This window comes from Endozoicomonas sp. G2_2, from assembly GCF_017744135.1.
Classification (GTDB): domain Bacteria; phylum Pseudomonadota; class Gammaproteobacteria; order Nevskiales; family Salinisphaeraceae; genus Salinisphaera.
Map to the genome: position 1 here is coordinate 75,989 of NZ_JAGHQU010000004.1, position 20,383 is coordinate 96,371.

A 20,383-nucleotide genomic window follows, 5' to 3' on the forward strand; every position below is an offset into this window, starting at 1 on the left:
AAAATACGGCGTCGATCAGCCTGCGGCGAGCTGTTGGCCAAGCCGGGCGTCGATCCAGTTTCGGATATCGTCGGTTACCGTATCGGCCGCGCTGTCGTGCAGCAACTCGTGCCGACGGCCTTCGTAAACGCGCAGTTGCAGGTCGCGCTGACCGTCGCCTTCCAGTGCGCGGGCCAGGCGTTCCGGGCCGCGGCCGAACTGGCCCATCGGGTCGTCGCCGCCGGCGATCACCAGCAGTGGCAGATCGACCGGAATGCGACGACGCGCATGGGCACCCTGGCTGCGGGTGATGCCGCGAAGCACCGTATGCCAGGCGCCGGCCCGCAGCGCGAAGCCGCAGTCCGGATCGGATTCATAGGCCGTCACGGCCGCGGCATCGCTCGACAGCCAGCCGTTGGGCCGGTCGTCGCCGAGACGGCGCTTGAGGCGTCGGTCGTAGGCCCCGACACTCAGGCGTTGGAGCAGATCGCTGGCGCCTGTCGTATCCATGCGTGCGATTTCGATACGGGCGAGCAGCGCCGCGAGCCGCGTTTGCAGCCGCCCGGGTTTGTCGACGCCGCTGAGAATCGCTCCCGCGTACTCGTGGCCATGCTGCTGGAGTACGCTCATCGCCAGGAAAGATCCCAGGCTGTGGCCGAACAGGAATACCGGCGCGCCACCGCTGTTCTCGCGCGCCCGCCGGCGGATGCGCTGAACATCGTCCACCAGCGTGTCCCAGGTGGTCCGGTCGCCGAGAAACCCGTGGTCGACGGAACGCGTCGTCGCGCCGTGCCCGCGCAGATCGAAACCGTGGACATCGATGCCGCGCCGGGCCAGTTTCTGGGCGAAGCGCGCGTAGCGTCGTGCATGCTCGGCCATGCCGTGGACGATGACTAGTGACGCCCGGGCACGAACGCTCGCGGGCCAGCGATACGCCACCAGCCGGGTGCCGCCCTCGGCACTGACCTGCTGCGATTCGTATGTCACCGGTTGACCTTCAAGGCAGACACCACGGAAGCTGCATCCTTCCACAAAACGAGTGAGCCGCCAATGCGCCCGAATCATCTGCTCGCCATCGACCAGGGCACGACCAGTAGCCGTGCGATTGTTTTCGATGCGCAAGGGCACATCCGTGGTCGCGCCCAGCGAGAGTTCAAACAGTATTTCCCGGACGAAGCCTGGGTCGAACACGACGCGCAGCAGATTCTGTCCGATGTGCTGACCGTCTCGCGCGAGGCGATCAGCGACGCGGGCCTGGCACCGAGCGACATCGCAGCTTGTGGCATCACCAATCAACGCGAGACCACGGTGGTCTGGGATCGCGAAACGGGCGAGCCCATTCACCGCGCGATCGTCTGGCAGGATCGGCGAACCGCCGAGCGGTGCCGCCAACTCGCAGACGAAAAGACCGAAGCGTGGCTGCAGGAAAAGACCGGGCTGTTGTTCGACCCGTACTTCTCGGCGACCAAGATCGCCTGGCTGCTGGACCACGTCGACGGCGCGCGCGACAGGGCGCAGGCCGGTGAACTGGCTTTCGGCACGATCGACAGCTGGTTGCTATGGCATCTGACCGGTGGCGCGGTTCATGCCACGGACGCCACTAATGCGTCGCGAACTCTGCTGTTCAACATCCGAGAGCAGGCCTGGGATGACGAGCTTCTGGCGTTCTTCGACATCCCGCGCGCACTGCTGCCCGAGGTGCGCGATACGGCGAGCGATTTCGGTCACAGCACCGTTGACGCGCTGGGCGCGGAAATCCCGATCGCGGCGCTGGTCGGTGACCAGCAGGGCGCACTGGTGGGCCAGGCGTGTTTCGAGCCCGGCATGTGCAAGTCAACGTACGGCACGGGCTGTTTTCTAATGCTCAACGTGGGCGAGGAGGCCGTGGTATCGCGGCACCGCCTGCTTACCACGGTCGCCTATCGCATCGACGGCCGAACCACGTATGCATTGGAGGGCTCGATATTCGTCGCTGGCGCGGCCATTCAATGGCTGCGCGACGCCCTGCACATGTTCGAGAAGGTCGAGCAGACTCAGGCGCTGGCGTCGTCGGTCGAGCATACGGGCGGCGTTTATCTCGTGCCGGCGTTCACGGGCCTGGGCGCCCCCTACTGGGACCCGGAAGCGCGGGGCGCGATTCTGGGCCTCACGCGCGACACCGGTATCGAGCAGATCGTACGCGCCGCACTCGAATCTACCTGCTACCAGACCCGCGATCTGGTCAATGCCATCGGCGACGATGCATCGCCGCCACGGGAGCTGCGTGTCGACGGCGGCATGGTCGCAAACGACCTCGTCTGCAGCTGTCTCGCCGATATTCTGCAGACCCCGGTCGAACGGCCCGAGGTCATAGAAACCACCGCGCTAGGCGCCGCCTATCTGGCGGGCTTGCAGGTCGGCCTGTACGATTCGCTCGACGCGATCGGCGATCTCTGGCGTTCGGAACGGCATTTCGAGGTCAAGAAATCGGCAGGCGAAGTGGATGCGCTCTATGAGGGTTGGCGCGAGGCGGTAGAGCGGGTGCGGTGCGGCGAATAGCCTCGCTTTAACCTGTCTCGCTTAGTAGGCTATGTGGGGTGTGTTCTTCTCGCCAAGAACCGTCGCTGCCGGTAATTGCAGTCCATAGGCGAGCGAAAGGGGAAGAGCGGCGGAAGTACCAGCTGCGGCACCTCCCAAATCCAATAGCTGTACGCGGCCGCAGCCAACGCAGTGCTCTTGTTAAACTGTCGTCCGGAATTCGTTCAGTAATAAACCATGGCCGAAAAACCCACGCCGTTGAAACCGAATCGCACAATAAGTCAACGGCTTCGTCACCGGCGCCGCGACTGGACGTGGCGCCGGCGTTTGAAGGATGAGGCCCGGTTACCCGATGCACCGGGGCGTGAGGACAAGGATTTTCCAGGTTTGGCCGTCTATGCGATCGCGATCCTGCCCAAGTACCACGACTGGTGTCTGAGTATGATCGACTCGCTGCGCAAGCGCGGCAATTATCACGGCCCGGTCTATGTCGTTACTGAAAACCCGAAGCCGTTCGAGGGTCTCGACAATGTCCAGACGATTGTGGTGCCATACACGCGCTACAGGCTGGTCACCAAGAGCTGCAAGCAGCTGATACTTGATTGGGTCGGCGAAAAGACGCTGCTTTATATCGATGCGGACATCATCATCGGTAAACCGCTGTTCGAGTGGTACCAGCGAGCGCGTCCGAAGCTCGCGCTGAAGCCACTGGTCCTCTACACGGGGAACATGCCGGTGGCTGGTGCCTATCATGCCGGTCTTATGCTGATGGATCGCGCGCGGGTGCGTCCATTCTTCGACCGCTGGCTGCGTCTGATCCGAACCGGCCGCTATCAGCTGGACCAATGGTCCATGCACTCCATTATCACGGAGGACGACGTGGCACGGTTCGAGGACGAGGAACTGATCTATCTGCATCAGATCCTCGGACCCGATCGCGCGAATTTCGATCCGAGCGAACACCGTGCAATGACGCCGCCGGGAACGTTCATCCACGTCACCAATGGCCTGATGCGGCGCTATTCGGCGGACGAGATCAAAGCCTATCTTTCTCATGTCGCGGGTCTGGAACGTATTCCGGAGAGCTTTGGTCGAGAACCGTCCCAGCCTGGCACTACGGCTCAGGCGAAAGAGCAATGAGCGCAGCAACTGAGAACCCGGGCGACGAGCGCCCGCTGTCCCGGCGCCTGCGGCACCGCCGCCGCGATCTGCTGTGGCGCTCGCGGCTGCGGTGGGGGCGGGGCTATGGGAAGCGCGCGGCGCAGGTACGTCCCGATCCTGCCTGCCCGGAGCTTGCGATCGGTGCAGTGGCCATGGGCCACAAATATGCGGACTGGTGCTTGAGCATGATCGCTTCGCTGCGCGGTAGAGGCGAATACAGCGGTCCTGTCTACGTGATCACCGATCTGCCCGAGTTGTTCGAGGCACTTGATAACGTCGTCATCGTCGCGGTGCCGCCCACCCGACACCGTCTGATTGCCAAGAGCTGCAAGCAGGTATTGATGGAGTATGTGGATGAGCCGGTCTATCTCTATCTGGATTCGGATCTGGTAATCACCTCGTCGATCCATGCCTGGTACCGACGCATGAAGCCCGAACTCGAGCGTGCGCCGGTGCTCTGCTATTCGGACGTCAAGCCGTGCCCAGGGGCTTTCCATGGCGGGGTCGTGCTCGTGAACATGGAAAAAGGCATGCCGATCATCAGGCGTTGGTACGGCATGGTTCGTACCGGGCGCTGGGGGTCCGACCAGGCGTGTCTATATGCGGTCGCCGGTGACGATGGGCCTGCACACCTGCCGCAGGAAGGTTTCATGTTTCTGCGCCATATCGTGGACAACGACCAGCAGGTGGCGTGCATCGTACATATCACCAACGGCATCATCCGAGAATATGCACGCCCGCAGCTGGAGCACTATATGGCGAACCAGCTCGGCGTTACCCGCATGCCATCCTCCTTCGATTAGCCCGCTTTTCGATACCGCAACGACGAGATAAGGCCAACGCGCCATGCGGATACTGCACTATGTAAGTCTCGGCACGGTGGGCGGTGTGGAGCACCAGTTCGCCCAATTCATCCACTACACGCGTCGCCACTACGATGTCGAGCATGCGGTCATCGCATGCAGTAGGCGGGTCCATCCCCATCTGGTGGAGGACATCACGGGCGATGCGGTATCGGTGGCATTCGAAAAGCGTACCGCCCGGTTCAAAATACCCAGCTGGCTACCCGCAGCCCGGGTCGCCCACCAACGCCGTATCGCCCGGGCAGCGCGACCGGACGTTGCCTTGCTCTGGAACCGCATGGGCGAAAACTGGCGCGCCGTGCGAGCGGTGGGCGGTGGGCGCTGTATCTACTGGGATCGCGGCTCATCTTGGCTTCCCGGCGAGGAGGCTGAAAAGCGACGCCTGCTCTCGGAAGTCAGGTGTGCGTTATCGAATTCGCACGCCTCGCGGCGCATGCTCCAGCTTCGATGGAATTTTCAGGGAGACATCGCCCTGTGCCTCAATGCCTTGCGCCCGAACATCGTCCCCGCCGCGTCGATGGCGCGGGTGTTTCCGTCGGATGAACCAATCCGGATCGGTGTGGCAGCAAGACTGGAATCGATAAAGGGCGTGGTGCTAGCGGTACATGCGATCGCCGCACTCCAACGCCGAGGTCTGGACGCCGAGCTTCACGTTGCCGGGACCGGCAACGACCAGTCGGTCATCGAGCAACTGATCGACAGGCTGGGCGTTCAGGATCACGTCGTTCTGCACGGACTGGTACGGGATATGAGCGCCTTCTATGCTTCGGTCCACTGTCTTCTGCATCTGGCGCTGCGGGAGCCTTTCGGCGCAGTCAATGTCGAGGCGATGGTTCACGGCTGCCCGGTGATCACGAGCAACGTCGACGGTTTGCCCGAAGTCGTCACGCACGGCAGCTCCGGTATCGTTCTTCAGCCCACGCTGGATCTTTCCGTCTATCGGAACCTTGGTGGCAAGACCGACAAGCTGCCCGATTATGTCTACGATCCGGCGAGCGACAACATTCGCGAGCCGCATATCGTCGATCCCGAGAAAGCCGCGGTCGAGATCGAACGGCTATTCGACGATCCAGTACGCTACGAGCGCATGAGTCGCCAGGCCGTTGAAGAAGCCCGGAGTCGCTTTGATTATTCGCGTCACGCGGACGCGGTCATGGATGCCGTAACCCGCTTCAACCGGGAAGGACGGGTAAGCTCCGGCTAAAAAGCCCGGTCGGCTTGTATCAGCGTCGCAAGGCGAGTTTCCCGACCTGCTTGTCCGGTACGCAGTAGATCATGTTGTACTTGCGTCGGTACGGCGCAACGAGAGGCGTGAGCTCGGTCAGCCTGTGCTTTGGTGCAGCGGTCTTGAGCCGGCCGTCGTTGCTGAGAGCGGCGGGGGCGAGAAAAGTGTAGCCGGGAAGCAGGTCATGCAGCGTTTCGAAGCCGCCTTTGGCCTCCATGGTCTCGCCGAGCCATTCCATGAAGATAACCGGCTCATCCCGGGCAATCGTTCTGCTCAGCCCGCGGATGACTTCGAACTCGTGCCCCTCGACATCGATCTTGATCGCGGCGATACGCTGTTCCAGATTCTCGACGAATTCGTCGCCGGTCAGGGTTTCAAGCTTCAGCGGCTCGATCCCTTCTCGTCTGGTTTCAAAGCCCGACGCGCCGGAATTACCTTGGGTATTGGGAAAGAAGGCCCGCGTTCCTGAAGTCGAAGACAGGCCGATATTGAACGCTTCTATGCGCAGCTTCGGGTTGGCTTCGACATTACGCTGCAACCTGGCGAATACCGGAGGATTGGGCTCGAAAGCCAGCGTCTTCGCGAAGTAGGGTGCGAGCGTCAGCGCGTAGTTGCCCAGATTCGCCCCGATATCCAGAAAGCAGCCCTGCGCATCGGTGAAGTGCCGTCTGACCAGCGCGATGAATGGCTGTTCGGTGAAGCCATGCTTGACCATCTGGCGACCGACCCGGTCACGAAGGTCGACATGAACCAGACGCCCTTCGTGCCGGTAGGCGATCTCGCCGTGTTTCGCGAGGCTGCGGTCGAGCCCCTCACCGTCGACGCGCTTGAGTACGATCCGGCGCATACCCGGGGGCAGGCGACGCAGAAAACGCATGAAGAGTAGAGTCATTGGCAGGCACAGGCGCATATGGCGTCGAAATCGTAGCATCGCACCGAACGGCACGCGTTAGTTCAGATGCTTCTGCAGAACCGCGAGTTGGAGTAGACGAAAGCGTTCCTTCGTACCGAGTGCTTCGAGCGGTGTCTCGATCGACGGGTCGAATAACGGCGTCAGGCGATCCATGCAGGCCCGGTGGCGAGCCAGTGCATCGGCCATGGACTGCGAACCCACGAGGCTCGGCCACGAAGGCCAGGAGCCCGAGGGTGTGCCACTATCGCTACGGCGCTTGCGCTGGACACGACGTATCTTGCGCATCGCAAACTTTACCGGAACGTTGACCCAAGGCCCGTGATAGGGGATCGAGCCGTCCGCGTGCGGTATGCCGCGGGTCGGCTTGAGCAGTGGCCGCGCCATCTGCCGAAACAGGCTGCCGTCGATACGGGCGCGGGCGGGGGCTTGAGCCGCTATCGCCAGTAGCTGATGGTCCATAAAGGGTTCGAACGCCCGATACATGCGGCGGGAGCCATGGTGGCCGGCAAGGTGGGGGTGCTGCGTGACAGGCCAGATCTGCGCCCATTCCGCATGGTTATCGTCGAACTCGCTTTCGATCCAACGGAAATGTTCCGCCCAGCGCTCGGCCAATGCCTGGCGATATTCGGGAGCGAGGTATTCTGGCGCGGTGAACTCTGCCCAGAACTCGCTTACCGGGTCTGCTTCCGGCCGACGCGGCTGTCCGTACTTGCCCAGCGGCGCATGCTGTTTCGGCATATACCACGCACGCAGATAAGTATCTGCAAACCAGCCGCCGGCGATCCAGTCGTAATCGGCAAAGCCATGCCGCTGGGCAATGCCGAAGGTATGTGGCTGCAGGGCCTCGTACTGGTATCCGATCAGCCGGGTGACCGGTTCGATCTGGTCCAGGTAATGCGTAGGCGAGCGTTGACAGAAGTGCCAGGGCACGCCTTGAGAGCGGGCGATACGCTCGGCCGTTTCGGACTCGATATTCGAGCCTTCGCCGAAGGTAAAGCAATGCTTTTCGACAGGGCCAGGCGTGGCCGCGAGAACCATACGGGAATCGGCCCCGCCACTAAGCAGGATGCCGACTCGTTGTGCTGACGCGAGCCGGCGACCCACTACATCGACGAAGCGTTCACGCAGGGCGATGGCGGTATCGCCGGTTTCCTGGGTTCCGGAGCGGCTGGGCAACCGCCAATAGCGACGTGTCTCTATGTTCTGCTGCGGTGTCGTTCTGTAGGCCACGGTGCCGGGGCCGAGTTGTTCGACATCGCGATAGAGCGTGTATGGGAAAGTCGGCCGGCGCTTTACCAGTAGCTCGACCAAGCTTACGTCATCAATCGTAGCTGCCGGCGTGCTCAGCCGTGCCGCCAGATCGGCATGCGTCGCGCATACCTGTGCCCCGGCCACGGAAGGGCCGCAGAACACGGGAATGGTACTCAAGTGATCGGAGAATACGCCGTAGCGGCCGGTCGGCGTATGGATGGCGACACCGGCAAATTGGCCGGACAGGTTCGCCAGCACCTGGTCGTCATCCAGCATACCTGTCACGGCAGCGCATAACCGTTGTGGGTCGGTCAGGTGCTCAAGCGTGCCGGCCCAGAATAATAGGAACTGTTCGTCGCGCCAGTATCGGAACGAGCGGGCCACAACGCTCGTGAGCACGATACGCCCCCACGTCCCGCTGACGATCTCGATCGCAGGTTCGAAGAAAGGGGCATAGAACTCGCGGACCTTTGCGGCGATGTCTTCCGCGCCAGCGCCGGGGGCGAGATAACACCAGTCAGCGGATTCCATGAGAGCGGTTCCGCTGTCCAGTGTGCTTGCGAATTCGGGCATGTGGCGATTTTCGCTCGCTCTCTGACGAATAGGAAGTCGAGGTCCTTAAAACGTAGTGACCCGTTCGAAAGAGACGCCGCCGCTCTCGATCGAGGCGACGGCTTTAGTCTCACAGCAACTCGGAGACTGCCTCGCGCTCGCTGCGCAGTTCGTCCTCGGTGGTCTTCATGCGGCCGCGGCTGAATTCGTCGATCTCGAGATCCTGGACGATTTCGTACTGGCCGTTCTTGCAGATGACCGGATAGGAAAACATGATGCCTTCGGCGACGCCGTAGCTGCCGTCGGACGGGATGCCCATGGAGACGATGCCGTCAGAGCCCATCACCCAGTCGCGTACGTGATCGATGGCGGCGGAGGCGGCAGAGGCAGCGCTGGAGGCGCCGCGGGCTTCGATGATCGCTGCGCCGCGCTTCTGCACGGTGGGGATGAAGTCGTTTTCGTACCAGTCGCGATCGACCAGATCGAGCGCGGCCTTGCCGTTCACGGTGGCCTGGCTGATATCCGGGTACTGGGTCGCGCTGTGGTTGCCCCAGACGATCATCTTGTCGATGTCGGTGACCTGGCTGTCGGTCTTCTGGGCCAGCTGCGACAGGGCGCGGTTATGGTCCAGACGCATCATGGCGGTGAACTGCTTGTTGTCCAGGTCCGGCGCGTTGGCTGCGGCGATCAGCGCGTTGGTGTTGGCCGGGTTGCCGACCACGAGCACCTTGACGTCCTTCGAGGCGTTGTCGTTGAGCGCCTTGCCCTGGACCGAGAAGATGTCGCCGTTGGCCTTGAGCAGGTCCGAGCGTTCCATGCCCTTGCCGCGCGGCTTGGAGCCGACCAGCAGGGCGATATCCGCGTCCTTGAACGCTTCCTCCGGCTTGTCGGTGCCGGAAACGCCGTGCACCAGCGGGAAGGCGCAGTCGTTGATTTCCATGATCACGCCCTTGAGCGCATCCATGGCCGGCGGAATCTCGAGCAGCTGCAGGATCACCGGCTGGTCCGGGCCCAGCATGTCGCCGGCGGCGATACGGAAGATAAGCGAATAGCTGATGTTGCCGGCGCCGCCGGTGATAGCTACGCGTACGGGTTCTTTCATGGCTGCTCCTTGGAGGAAATGTTCTGACGATGAACGGATGTTGAAGCCGGACCCGGGCGCTTCGCGCGGGCGGTCGTGCCGAATTTCGTTAGACTGACCGTCGCAACGCGGCTGGGCCGTGAGTGGCGACACCCTGTCGAAAGTCGCCGCAAAGCATAGCCGAAACGCCAAAATGGGTAAAAAAGCATCCGTGCAGCCACGGGCGCCGTAATCACGGCGTTGGCTTGCGCGCGCGCTTGAAGGGATGACATGCAGCGAATCGCGATCGTGGGCAGCGGGATTGCCGGACTGGGTGCGGCCTGGCTGCTGGACGGCGTGGCCGAGGTCACGGTGTTCGAGGCGGCCAACCGCGCCGGCGGGCACGCCAATACGGTGATGGCGGGCGATCAGCCCGTCGATACCGGCTTCATCGTTCTGAACGACCGTAACTACCCGAATTTCGAAGGATTGCTGGCCGCTCTCGATGTGCCCACGCGCGACAGCGACATGTCGTTCGCTGTGTCCATAGGCCAGGGTGCGGTCGAATGGGCGGGCGACAGCTGGCGTACACTGTTCGCGCAGAAAAGTCGTGCATTCGATCCCAGGCATTGGCGGATGATTGCGGATATCGTGCGCTTCAATCGTCAGGCGCGGCAGCTGATCGCCACCGACGCGCTGCCCTCGATGTCGCTGGGCGAGTTTCTCGACCGAAACGATTACAGCGATGCCTTCGCTGCGCGCTATCTGCTGCCCATGGCCGCCGCGATCTGGTCCACGCCGACCGCCAACATGCGCGATTTTCCGGTCGGCGCATTCATGCATTTCTTCAACAACCACGGCCTGCTGGAACTCAGCAACCGGCCGCAGTGGAAGACTATCGTCGGCGGCAGCCAGCGCTATGTGCAGGCGATTGCGCGTCGACTGGGGGCGGGGCTGCGCCTGGCCTGCCCGGTGGCGCGGGTGCGCCGCGACGATGCGGGCGCGCACGTCACGCTGCGCTCGGGCGAGACCGAGACTTTCGACAGCGTCATCTTCGCCTGCCATGCCGACCAGACCCGCCGGATTCTCGCGGATGCAAGCACGCGCGAGCGTGCTCTGCTGAGCGCGTTCGGCTTCCAGCCCAATCGCGCGATCCTGCATAGCGACGTGGCGCTGATGCCGCGGCGGCGGGGCGTGTGGGCGTCCTGGAATTACCTGGCCGATCGCGATGCCGTCGACGACCAGCGCGTGGCGGTGAGTTACTGGATGAATCGCCTGCAGTCGATCCCCGGCGAGCGTCAGTACATCGTCAGCCTCAACCCGTTGACCGAGCCCGACCCGCAGCACGTGATTCGCGAGATCGAATACGATCATCCGGTCTTCGACGGCGACGCGATCGCCGCACAGAAACGGCTCGACGAGATTCAGGGCGTGAATCGTGCCTGGTTCTGTGGTGCATGGACGGCCTACGGCTTTCACGAGGACGGTCTGGCTTCGGGCGTGCGCGTGGCGCGGGCGCTGGGCGCGACCGTCCCTTGGAGCGGTGGCGATGGCTAGCCCGGCCGCGCTCTACCGGTGCCGGGTCATGCACCGGCGGCCCGGCCGGCCGCGCTATCGGTTCGCCTATCGCAGCTTTTATCTGCTGCTCGATATCGATGCGATCGACGACGCATGCGCGATGTCTGCGCTGATCTCGCGCAATCGCTTCAACGTGCTGTCGTTCAACGATGCGGATCACGGCGCGCATCGTGCCGACCAAAGTCTGCGGACGTGGCTCGACGGGCTGCTCGACCGGCATGGGGTCGATCTTGACGGCGGGCGCGTCCAGCTTTTGACCATGCCGCGCGTTTTCGGCTACGGCTTTCACCCGATCAGCGTGTTCTATTGCCGACACGCCGATGGCGGGCTGCGGGCGATCGTTGTGGAGGTTCACAACACTTTTGGCGAGCATCATTTTTACGTGCTGCACGAGCACGGCGCGCGCCTGGCTTGGGGCGCGGCGCAGCACAAGGCCAAGGCGTTTCACGTCTCGCCGTTCATCGATCGCAGTGGGGCCTATCGTTTCCACTTCGCCGAGCCGGCCGCGCGCCTCGGTGTTGGCATCCGGCTGTTCCAGAAGGCCGAGGCCGACGAGGCGCGGCGGCTTCGAATCGCGACCACGCTCACGGGCGAGCGGCGGGCGCTGACCACGGCCAACATCTTTCTCGCGGTTTCGCGCGTACCGTTCATGACGATGAAAGTGACGGCGGCGATCCATTGGCAGGCGCTCAAGCTCTGGCTGCGCGGCGCCGTATTCCACCGCAAACCGACCCAGAACAAACCGAATGTCTCATGAATTCACGGCACTGAACCGGACGGCGGGCGCCACCCGCCAAGCCGGCGAGCCGACCAACTGGCGCGAACGGCAGGTCGTCAAGCGGCTGGATCGCCTGCATACCGGCCGTCTGGAAGTCACGCTGCCCAACGATTCGCTGGCGATCTTCGCGGGCGAGCGGCCGGGGCCGTCCGCGGCGCTGCGTATCCGCACGCCCGCGATGGTCACGCGCCTGTTCAAGGCCGGTTCGATCGGTTTCGCGGAAGGCTATATGGCCGGCGAATGGGATACCGACGACCTCGCCACGCTCATCTACCTGCTGCATCTCAACGAGGACGCGCTCGAGCCGGATTTCTCGCGCCTGCAGCATCTCTATACCCTGATCAGCGCGGTGCGCCATCGGCTGCGGCGTAACTCCAGGGCAGGTTCGCGGCGCAACATCGCGTACCACTACGACCTGGGCAACGATTTCTACGCTCAGTGGCTGGACGAGACCTGGACCTACTCCAGCGCGATTTTCGCCCGCCCCGACGAGCCGCTGGCCGACGCGCAGCGGCGCAAGTATGCGCGGCTGCTCGCGCGGCTGAACGCCAAGCCCGGCGATCATATTCTCGAGATCGGCTGTGGCTGGGGTGGGTTCGCCCGCTATGCGGCCGAGCAGGGCGGCTGCCATGTCACCGGCCTGACGCTGTCGACCGAGCAACTGCGCTTTGCCGAGGCGAAAACACGCGAAGCGGGTCTCGCCGACCGCGTGCAGTTCGAACTGCGCGACTATCGCGACGTCACCGACACCTACGACCACGTGGTATCGATCGAGATGTACGAGGCCGTCGGCGAAGCCTATTGGCCGACCTACTTCAAAGCCATTCGCGATGCGCTCAAGCCCGGCGGTCGGGCCGCCATTCAGGCGATCACGATCGAGGACGAACGCTTCGACTATTACCGCGCCAACGTCGACTTCATCCAGGAATATGTCTTCCCCGGCGGCATGCTGGCTTCGCCCGAGATTTTCCGGGCGAAGGCCGCGGCACAGGGGCTGGTCCCCCGCGAGGCCGATTTCTACGGCAAGGACTACGCACGCACCCTCATGCGCTGGGATGACGCGGTCTGCGAAGCGCGTGAAGCGATCGTCGCCGAACGCGGCGAGCCGTTCTTTCGCATGTGGCGCTATTATCTCGCCTATTGTGCGGCGGGGTTCACCTCCGGGAATATCGATCTCATGCAGATTGCGCTCGAACGTGATTGACCGGCACCGGTTCGGCGAACGACAGCATGTGACGGCGGCATGAGCGGCCCGCGCATGGCGCTGGACCGGCTGGGTGCCTACGGCATTCTCGGTTTGCCGTTGGCCGCGCTCGGCCTGCCGCTTGTAGTCTATCTGCCGCCGTTCTATTCACAGATGCCAGGCCTGAACACCGGCATCGTCGGCATTCTGATCTTCGTCGCGCGCCTGTTCGACGTGGTGTCCGATCCCATCATCGGCAGCGCCTCGGACCGGTTGCAGACACGCTTTGGCCGGCGCCGACCCTGGATCGCGGCCGGCACGCCACTGCTCATGCTGGCCGCGTGGTTTCTGTTCATGCCGCCGGACAATGCCGGCGCGGCCTATCTGCTCGTCTGGAGCATTCTCGCCTATCTCGGCTGGACGCTGATCTACCTGCCGTACACGACCCTGGGTGCGGAGTTGTCGAGCGATTACGACGAGCGATCGCGCATCACCGCCTGGCGCGAGGGCTTCTTCGTGCTCGGCACGCTCATCGCCATCATGCTGCCCGCGCTCACCCAACGGCTGGCTGGCGGCGCCGGGGCGGGTCTTGCGGCGATCGCGGTGTTTCTTGTGGTGGCGCTGCCGATCGCCACCGCGCTGTTTCTTTGGCGCGTGGCCGAGCCGGCCGGCGAGAACGCCTCGCGTATTCGCTGGCGTGAGAGCGCGCAGCTGCTGGCGCTCAACGCACCGTTCCGGCGGCTGCTGATCGCCTACCTGTTCAATGGTGCGGCCAACGGTCTGCCGGCAGCGCTGTTCCTGTTCTTCGTCACCGCCATTCTCGGCGGCAGCGAAGTCACCGGCGGGATCTTTCTGGCTATCTATTTCCTGTCTGCGGTGGCCGGCCTGCCGCTCTGGTTGCGTATCGGGCGCAACTGGAGCAAGCACCGGCTCTGGTGTGCGTCGATGCTCTGGGTGAGCTTCGTGTTCGTCTTCACGCTCACGCTGGGTGAGGGCAGCTATATCGGCTACGGGATCATCTGCGTGCTCGGCGGCACCTGCCTCGGCGTCGATCAGGCGATCGCGGCATCCATCCAGGCCGACGTGATCGACGAGGACACCGCCGCCGGCGGTGACGGCCGCGCCGGGCTGTACTTCGGCCTCTGGGGCATGGCCACCAAGCTGGCGTTCGCGATCGCGCTCGGCATCGCCTACCCGGTGCTATGGCTGGCCGGCTTCGATGCCGCGCAGGACAACGATGCCACCGCGCTGTGGACACTCGCCGTGCTCTACGGTCTGTTGCCGGTGGTCATCAAGCTGGGCGTGGTCGCGTTGATGTGGAATTTCCCGCTCGATCGGCGTCGCCATGCCGAGCTGCAAGACAGCATCGGCCGGGAACGTGGCGCCGCTTCGGCGAGCGCCTGATCACCTCTCGTGACCGCGCGCGTGGGTCAGTGGCCGGTCATCGCCACGCGACTCACGGCGACAGATGGAATGGTTTCACGCAAAGCCGCCAAGGCGCCAAGAATGATGCAGGTGAGTGATCGAAGCGTGCCCTCTGTCACTTTGCGTCTTCGCGCCTTTGCGTGAGGCAAAACAGGGCCTGGTCGCATCAGCCGAAATCGCGCCTCACGTTGATTGATATCGCGACGTGATCGAACTGCCGCCTTCGGCTATTCGAGACTCGCCAGCAGCTTTTTCAGATCGGCGGTGAGTTCATCCACCGTCTCGGTCTGGTTCACGAGCAGCCGCGAGCGGCCCTCCGGCCCGAATACGAAGATCGCGCTGCTGTGTGAAACCAGATAAAAGCCGTTGTCGTTCGGCTCGCCGTAGCCGTAGGTCACGCGGTAGCGCTTGGTCAGCGTCTTGAGCTGGTCCTGATTGCCGGTCAGGCCGACGAACGCGTCGCCAAAGCTCGATGTGTACTGTTCCAGGCGCTTCGGCGTATCGCGTTCGGGGTCCACACTCAAAAACAGCACGTCCACGTCGTCGCGCACGTCGTCATCCAGACCGCCAAGCGCGGCGCGGATACGCGACATGGTCGCCGGGCAGATATCCGGGCAATTGGTGTAGCCGAAGAACAGCAGCTTGAGCCGGCCGTCGTAGTCGGCCTCGGTCACCGTCTCGCCCTGGTCGTCGGTGAGCTCGAAGGCGAGATCGGGCATCACGCCCGCGATGTCGTGCGCGGTGTATTCCGGTTCGCCGCCACAGCCGGCAAGCATCAGAACGGCGCACAGCAGGCCCGCGATCGCGTGGCGCTGAAAGGATCGGGCGGTCATGTCGGAGACTCCTTGGTGGACGTGCCGGCGGCGACGGCCGGACTGCGGTCGTGCACGAAGCCGAAGCGCAGCAGAATGAGGGTGGCGACAACGCTCATCATCGCCGCGGGGATCCATGTGATCAGGCCGCCGAGCTGCTGGTCGACGATAGGCGAGATCGGAAACGCGCGCCCGCAGACAGCGTAGACGTCGTAGACGGTATCCGGCGCGAGCGCGATATAGGCGCCGAGCGCGATCTGTGGCGGCATGACCGCCCAGAGCACGATGATGCGCAGGCCGGTGGAATAGGTGGTGCGGGTGGTGCCCGGCGGACGCGGATCGAGCATGAACCACCAGAACAGCAGGCCATCGACAGCCATGGACAGGTTCATCAGCCAGTAGTCGCGTGCGGACAGCATGGCGGTGAAATGGATCGACGGCGTGAGCCAGAAATAGATCAGGCCTACGAAAAGCACCGCGCTGATCACCGGGTGCTGGATGAAACGATAGCTCCAGCTGATCGGCGGCAGCGCCCCGAGCCCGCGCATGCCGCGGTTCAACCAGGCGGGCGCGCCCGCTGCGAGGATCGCGGTCGGCATCGACAGGGCGATCAGGAACGGGCCGAGATGATGCAGGATCAGATGCTGCGCACGGTGGATGAAGAACATGTATTGCGCGTAGTAGTCGACATGCGTCTGCATGACGACATACATCGACACCAGGCCGAGAAGGAACGCCAGCGCGGGCAGGGCATCGCGTGCCCGGCGGCGACGCACGAGACCGCGCAGGTAGCAGGCCGCGACCAGGGCGAATACAGCGATCAGCCAGGGCTGTGGCTCCCAGGGCGTGATCCAGCGGATGATCTCGTCAGTCATGCGGCAATGGCGTCACTCGGTGAGCCGTCGGTTTCTGGCGGTGCGAACGCGACATGTCTGTCGTGCGGGCGGCTAATTGGCTCGCGGCCGTTGATACGTGCCGCAGGGCGCGCGGGATGTCATGGAACGGCGCGGGACGCCGCGCAGTGATCAGCGCTTCCAGTCGTCCTTTTCGCGCTCTTCCTCGGCCCAGGCGTCCTCGTCGAGGTCGCGCAGCTTGCTGCGATCGACGTGCTTGAGGTCCTCGCGGCTGGCTGCAATCTGACGGCGTACCCATTGCAGCAGGCCCAGGCCCGCCACAACGAGCGCGATGACGATGATGACCCAGACGATGGTGTTCATGCGCTACAGCCCCGCGATACGGCGGATGATCGGAAAGTACAGCGCATACGGTAGCCGTTGCAGCAGCTTGAGGAAATAGGACAGCCGACGCGGAAACGTGATCTCGAAACGCCGTGCTTCCAGGCCGAGGCGCGTGCGGCGGGCGGCCTCGTCCACATCGATGATGAAGGGCATGGGAAAGCGGTTCTTCTCGGTTAGCGGTGTGCGCACGAAACCGGGCGTGATCACGCTCACATCGACGCCGCGCCCGGTAAGGTCGAGCTTGAGGCTTTCTGCCAGGGCGATCATCGCGGCCTTGGAAGCCGAGTAGGGGCCGCCACCCGGCAGGCCACGAAAACCCGCCACGCTGGCGGTCAGCGCGATATGGCCGCTACCGCGCGCGAGCATGGCCGGCAACACTGCACCGATGCCGTTGACCGCGCCGCCGTAGTTCACCCGCATGCGGTCGAACACGTCGTTCGCATCGTAGCGATCGACCGAGAAATTGCTGCCCACGCCGGCATTGAAGACGGCGAGATCGATCGGCCCCAGCCGCGCGACGATGTCCGCGGCCGTGGCCTCGCACTTCGCAGCGTCCGTCACATCGAGGGGAAACGCATGAATGGCCGCAGGCATGCGGGCACAGACGGCCTCCAGCCGCTCCTGATCGCGGCCGCTGGCGGCGACCTGCCAGCCGTGGCGTGCCATTTCTTCGGCCAGGGCCGCGCCGATGCCGGAACTGGCGCCGGTGATCCAGACGATGCGTTTCGCACTCATCGCGTGTCCTCGGTCTCGGAGAAACGAGTCGCCGAGCGGCTCGGGTCCTGAAGTGCCGTGACCTCGACATCCTTCTCCGCCCAGCGCTGTTCGAGCCAGCGCTTGAACCGTGCCCGGTAGTCGGCATCGCCCATGTAGTCGCCGGTCAGCAGATCGCGCGGTACGTCGAGTTTGCGCACCCGGATCACGATCTCCGGCACCCGGCCGCACAGCACGTCCCAGAAGGTCGGTTCGGGCTGATTCACATAGGCAAAGGTCATGTCGAGCACGCCGTCGAGCACGTCGTGCATGGCGTTGAGCGTGAACGCGGTGCCGCCGGCCTTGGGCGGCAGCAGCGCGCGATAGGGCGAGTTCGCGGCCTTGCGCTTGGCGGCGGTGGAGCGGGTGCCTTCCGCGAAGTTGACGACCGATACCGGCTGGTCGCGAAACACCGCGCAGGAGCGGCGCACGGTTTCCATATCCTGGGTGCGCAGGGCTGGGTTCTTTTCAATTTCCGCGCGGCTATGGCGCTTCATGAACGGAAAGTCGAGCGCCCAGCAGGCCAGGCCCACCACCGGCAGCCAGCGCAGCTGCTCCTTGATGAAATAGCGCGGGAAGGGCAGCTGTGGCTCGATCACGTGGCAGAGCAGCATCACGTCGGCCCAACACTGGTGATTGGCGATCACCACATAGCGCCCGTTGGGGTCGTCGGGAACCTGCTGGTCGTACGTTACGCGCGAGCGACCCATGCCCAGGATCACCGCGTTGATGCCGCGCGCCCACCAGACGGCGACCCAGAGCACGGCACGCGTCGCGGGCTTGCGAACCGCCGGCCATGGCGAGAGCAGCTTGGCGAGGCAGGCCGGTAGCAGCGGGATGAACCCGATCAGGGTCACCAGAACCATGCCCAGAATGGCGATGGCCCCGCGAATATTTTCTAGCGCGCGTTTCATGGAAATCGGTGCGTACCCCGCCCGGCAAGTGGATGCGCGCAATGTAACGGTTGCCGGTGACAAGGCCAAGCCGCATCCGGGCACGCGATAGCACCGGAACCGCCGACCGCGCACGCCGCGCAGGCGGCGTCACCCAGGCGACTGGCCGCCGGCGGCGTTCTCTTGTCAGCGCGCCGAGAGTTCGTGGACGGCGTCCACGAGCGCGGCGACGTGATCCGGGTTCACCTGCGGCGTTACGCCGTGGCCGAGATTGAACACGTGGCCCGGGTGATTCCCGAAGCGTCGCAACACGTCGCCCACGTTGTCGCGGATGACGTCCGGCCGCGCGTACAGCATGGCCGGGTCGAGATTGCCCTGGAGCGCGACGCGGTCGCCGACCCGCTCGCGGGCCTCGTCGATGTCGATCGTCCAGTCCAGACCGAGCGCATGACAGCCGGTGGCCGCCATGGATTCCAGCCACGGACCGCCGCCCTTGGTGAACAGGATCACCGGGACAGTGCTGCCATCCGGTGCCGGTTCGAGCTGCTCGACGATACGCTGCATGTAGGTGAGCGAGAACGCGCGATAGGCCGAAGGGGTGAGTACGCCACCCCAGGTGTCGAAGATCTGCACCGCCTGCGCGCCGGCCGCGATCTGGGCATTCAGATAGGCCGCGACCGAGCGGGCCAGCAGGTACATGAGCTGATGCAGCGCGTCGGGCGCGTTATACATCAGCGTCTTGATGTGCTGATAGGTCTTGGACGGGCCGCCCTCGACCATATACGTCGCCAGTGTCCACGGGCTGCCGGCAAAGCCGATCAGCGGCGTCTTGCCGTCGAGTTCGCGGCGGATAAGGCGTACCGCGGCCGGCACGTAGCCGAGGCTGTCTTCCATGTCCGGCATCGTGAGCTTCGCGATGTCGTCCGGCGTGCGCACCGGATGATGAAAATTCGGGCCCTCGCCGGGCACGAAGTGCAGGCCGAGGCCCATCGCTTCCGGAATGGTGAGGATGTCGGAGAACAGAATCGCGCCGTCGAGTTCGAAGCGGCGCAGGGGCTGCAGCGTGACCTCACAGGCCAGTTCGGGGTTCTGGCACAGGTCGAGAAAACTGCCGGCCTGTTCACGCAGCTTGCGGTACTCGGGCAGATAGCGCCCGGCCTGGCGCATGAGCCAGACGGGGGTGACGTCGACGGGTTCGCGTCTTAGCGCGCGGAGCAGGCGATCGTGAGACATAACGCACTCGTGCCGAGACGCCGCGATATCGCGGCATCCGTGAAAAGAATTGCGCGCAGTTTAACGGCTCGGCGGACCACGGCGATAGCGACCCTGGGTGCGACGGCATCGACGGCCGGGGATTGCTCACGCAAAGACGCCAAGCCGCCGAGATGAAGCCGTACCTCAAGGGTTGGCCTCTTCGCGCCTTGGTGTCTTTGCGCGAGACCGGCCAGGGCAGATAAAAGCCTCAAGGGCGATTCAGCGTGCAGCGATCGCCTCGGCGATTTCGTTCTGGATTGCGAGTGCGACTTCACGCGGATCGGCCGCATCGCGGATCGGGCGGCCGACCACGAGATAATCCGCGCCGGCGGCGATCGCCGCGGCCGGGGTCATCACCCGTTTCTGGTCATCCGGCGGGCGCTCGTCGTTGGCGACGGGGCGGATACCGGGGGTGATCGCGATCAGCTTGTCCGGTGCGTGGGCGCGCAGGTTGGCGACTTCCATGCCCGACGAGATCACGCCGTCACAGCCGGCTTGCAGCGCCCGTTTTGCGCGCGACAGCACCAGCGATTCGATATCGCAGGCAAAGCCCATGTCGTCGAGATCGCCCTGGTCGAGGCTCGTAAGAGCGGTGACGGCCAGAATGCGCGATGCGCCGCTGCGCGCGGCGGCCGCGGCTTCCATGACCTGTTGATTGCCGTGCACGGTGATGAAATCGATATCGCGCGCGCACAAGCGCCGCACGGCAGCCGCGACCGTGGCCGGGACGTCGAAGAGTTTGACGTCGACGAAGACTTTCTTGCCGCGCGCCTTGAGCCAGTCGACGAGTTCGAAGTAGCCGGGGGCCATCGCCAGTTCGAGCCCGACTTTGTAGAACGTCACGGCGTCGCCGAGGGTCTCCACCAGCGCCCGCGCGTCGTCGGCGTCGGGCACGTCGAGCGCGAAGATCAGGCGGTCGTTATCGGGGATGGCGGACACGTACGTGCT

Annotated in this window: 19 protein-coding genes; 8 read left to right on the forward strand and 11 right to left on the reverse strand. The window is 64.0% G+C overall.

Annotation, left to right across the window (positions count from 1 at the left end; translation table 11 throughout):
* Positions 1–15: 15 nt before the first annotated feature.
* Positions 16–966, reverse strand: coding sequence for an alpha/beta hydrolase (locus tag J7355_RS06125; protein WP_209060916.1), 951 nt, complete (start codon positions 964–966; stop codon positions 16–18).
* Between the two features lie 63 nt (positions 967–1,029).
* On the opposite strand from J7355_RS06125, the gene glpK reads away from it, so the two are divergent.
* From glpK to J7355_RS18010, 4 genes are all read left to right on the forward strand, one after another.
* Positions 1,030–2,517, forward strand: coding sequence for a glycerol kinase GlpK (gene glpK / locus J7355_RS06130; RefSeq protein WP_209060918.1), 1,488 nt, complete (start codon positions 1,030–1,032; stop codon positions 2,515–2,517).
* 216 nt (positions 2,518–2,733) lie between these two features.
* On the forward strand, positions 2,734–3,636 hold the full coding sequence (locus J7355_RS06135; RefSeq protein ID WP_209060919.1) for a hypothetical protein: 903 nt from the start codon (positions 2,734–2,736) through the stop codon (positions 3,634–3,636).
* Positions 3,633–4,460: a hypothetical protein gene (locus J7355_RS06140; RefSeq protein WP_209060920.1), complete on the forward strand. Its 828-nt coding sequence runs from the start codon at positions 3,633–3,635 to the stop codon at positions 4,458–4,460. Before J7355_RS06135 ends, J7355_RS06140 begins: the two co-directional genes overlap by 4 nt.
* Positions 4,461–4,545: 85 nt before the next feature.
* A complete protein-coding gene (locus J7355_RS18010) occupies positions 4,546–5,724 on the forward strand; it encodes a glycosyltransferase family 4 protein (protein ID WP_209060921.1) in 1,179 nt (392 codons plus the stop codon).
* Between the two features lie 19 nt (positions 5,725–5,743).
* Here J7355_RS18010 and J7355_RS06150 read toward each other — a convergent pair whose 3' ends face one another.
* The 3 genes from J7355_RS06150 to J7355_RS06160 form a co-directional block, all read right to left on the reverse strand.
* Positions 5,744–6,622, reverse strand: a complete 879-nt coding sequence (locus tag J7355_RS06150) for an FkbM family methyltransferase (protein ID WP_209060922.1) — start codon at positions 6,620–6,622, stop codon at positions 5,744–5,746.
* 72 nt (positions 6,623–6,694) lie between these two features.
* Positions 6,695–8,482, reverse strand: a complete 1,788-nt coding sequence (locus J7355_RS06155; RefSeq protein ID WP_209060924.1) for an asparagine synthase-related protein — start codon at positions 8,480–8,482, stop codon at positions 6,695–6,697.
* A gap of 109 nt (positions 8,483–8,591) precedes the next feature.
* Entirely contained in the window at positions 8,592–9,563 is a 972-nt protein-coding gene (locus J7355_RS06160; protein WP_209060926.1) for a malate dehydrogenase, read from the reverse strand.
* A 249-nt stretch (positions 9,564–9,812) separates the two neighbouring features.
* On the opposite strand from J7355_RS06160, the gene J7355_RS06165 reads away from it, so the two are divergent.
* The 4 genes from J7355_RS06165 to J7355_RS06180 are packed head-to-tail and all read left to right on the forward strand — an operon-like array spanning position 9,813 to position 14,464.
* Complete coding sequence (locus J7355_RS06165; RefSeq protein ID WP_209060933.1) at positions 9,813–11,078, forward strand: FAD-dependent oxidoreductase; 1,266 nt, start codon at positions 9,813–9,815, stop codon at positions 11,076–11,078.
* A complete protein-coding gene (locus J7355_RS06170) occupies positions 11,071–11,856 on the forward strand; it encodes a DUF1365 domain-containing protein (protein ID WP_209060936.1) in 786 nt (261 codons plus the stop codon). The genes J7355_RS06165 and J7355_RS06170 overlap by 8 nt, the downstream gene beginning before the upstream one ends.
* Positions 11,846–13,081: a cyclopropane-fatty-acyl-phospholipid synthase family protein gene (locus J7355_RS06175; protein ID WP_209060941.1), complete on the forward strand. Its 1,236-nt coding sequence runs from the start codon at positions 11,846–11,848 to the stop codon at positions 13,079–13,081. The genes J7355_RS06170 and J7355_RS06175 overlap by 11 nt, the downstream gene beginning before the upstream one ends.
* 39 nt (positions 13,082–13,120) lie before the next feature.
* A complete protein-coding gene (locus J7355_RS06180) occupies positions 13,121–14,464 on the forward strand; it encodes an MFS transporter (RefSeq protein WP_209060943.1) in 1,344 nt (447 codons plus the stop codon).
* A gap of 248 nt (positions 14,465–14,712) precedes the next feature.
* Here J7355_RS06180 and J7355_RS06185 read toward each other — a convergent pair whose 3' ends face one another.
* The 7 genes from J7355_RS06185 to pyrF form a co-directional block, all read right to left on the reverse strand.
* Positions 14,713–15,318: an SCO family protein gene (locus J7355_RS06185; protein ID WP_209060944.1), complete on the reverse strand. Its 606-nt coding sequence runs from the start codon at positions 15,316–15,318 to the stop codon at positions 14,713–14,715.
* Positions 15,315–16,172, reverse strand: coding sequence for a cytochrome c oxidase assembly protein (locus J7355_RS06190; RefSeq protein WP_209060945.1), 858 nt, complete (start codon positions 16,170–16,172; stop codon positions 15,315–15,317). Before J7355_RS06190 ends, J7355_RS06185 begins: the two co-directional genes overlap by 4 nt.
* Positions 16,173–16,322: 150 nt before the next feature.
* On the reverse strand, positions 16,323–16,514 hold the full coding sequence (locus J7355_RS06195) for a hypothetical protein (RefSeq protein WP_209060946.1): 192 nt from the start codon (positions 16,512–16,514) through the stop codon (positions 16,323–16,325).
* Between the two features lie 3 nt (positions 16,515–16,517).
* A complete protein-coding gene (locus J7355_RS06200) occupies positions 16,518–17,270 on the reverse strand; it encodes an SDR family NAD(P)-dependent oxidoreductase (RefSeq protein WP_209060947.1) in 753 nt (250 codons plus the stop codon).
* Positions 17,267–18,202, reverse strand: a complete 936-nt coding sequence (locus J7355_RS06205) for an acyltransferase (RefSeq protein ID WP_209060949.1) — start codon at positions 18,200–18,202, stop codon at positions 17,267–17,269. The genes J7355_RS06200 and J7355_RS06205 overlap by 4 nt, the downstream gene beginning before the upstream one ends.
* Before the next feature lie 165 nt (positions 18,203–18,367).
* Positions 18,368–19,414 carry a uroporphyrinogen decarboxylase gene (gene hemE, locus J7355_RS06210; protein WP_209060950.1) on the reverse strand — a complete coding sequence of 349 codons (1,047 nt, stop codon included), beginning with the start codon at positions 19,412–19,414 and terminating at the stop codon, positions 18,368–18,370.
* A gap of 240 nt (positions 19,415–19,654) precedes the next feature.
* A complete protein-coding gene (gene pyrF, locus J7355_RS06215) occupies positions 19,655–20,374 on the reverse strand; it encodes an orotidine-5'-phosphate decarboxylase (RefSeq protein ID WP_209060952.1) in 720 nt (239 codons plus the stop codon).
* Between the last annotated feature and the right edge of the window lie 9 nt (positions 20,375–20,383).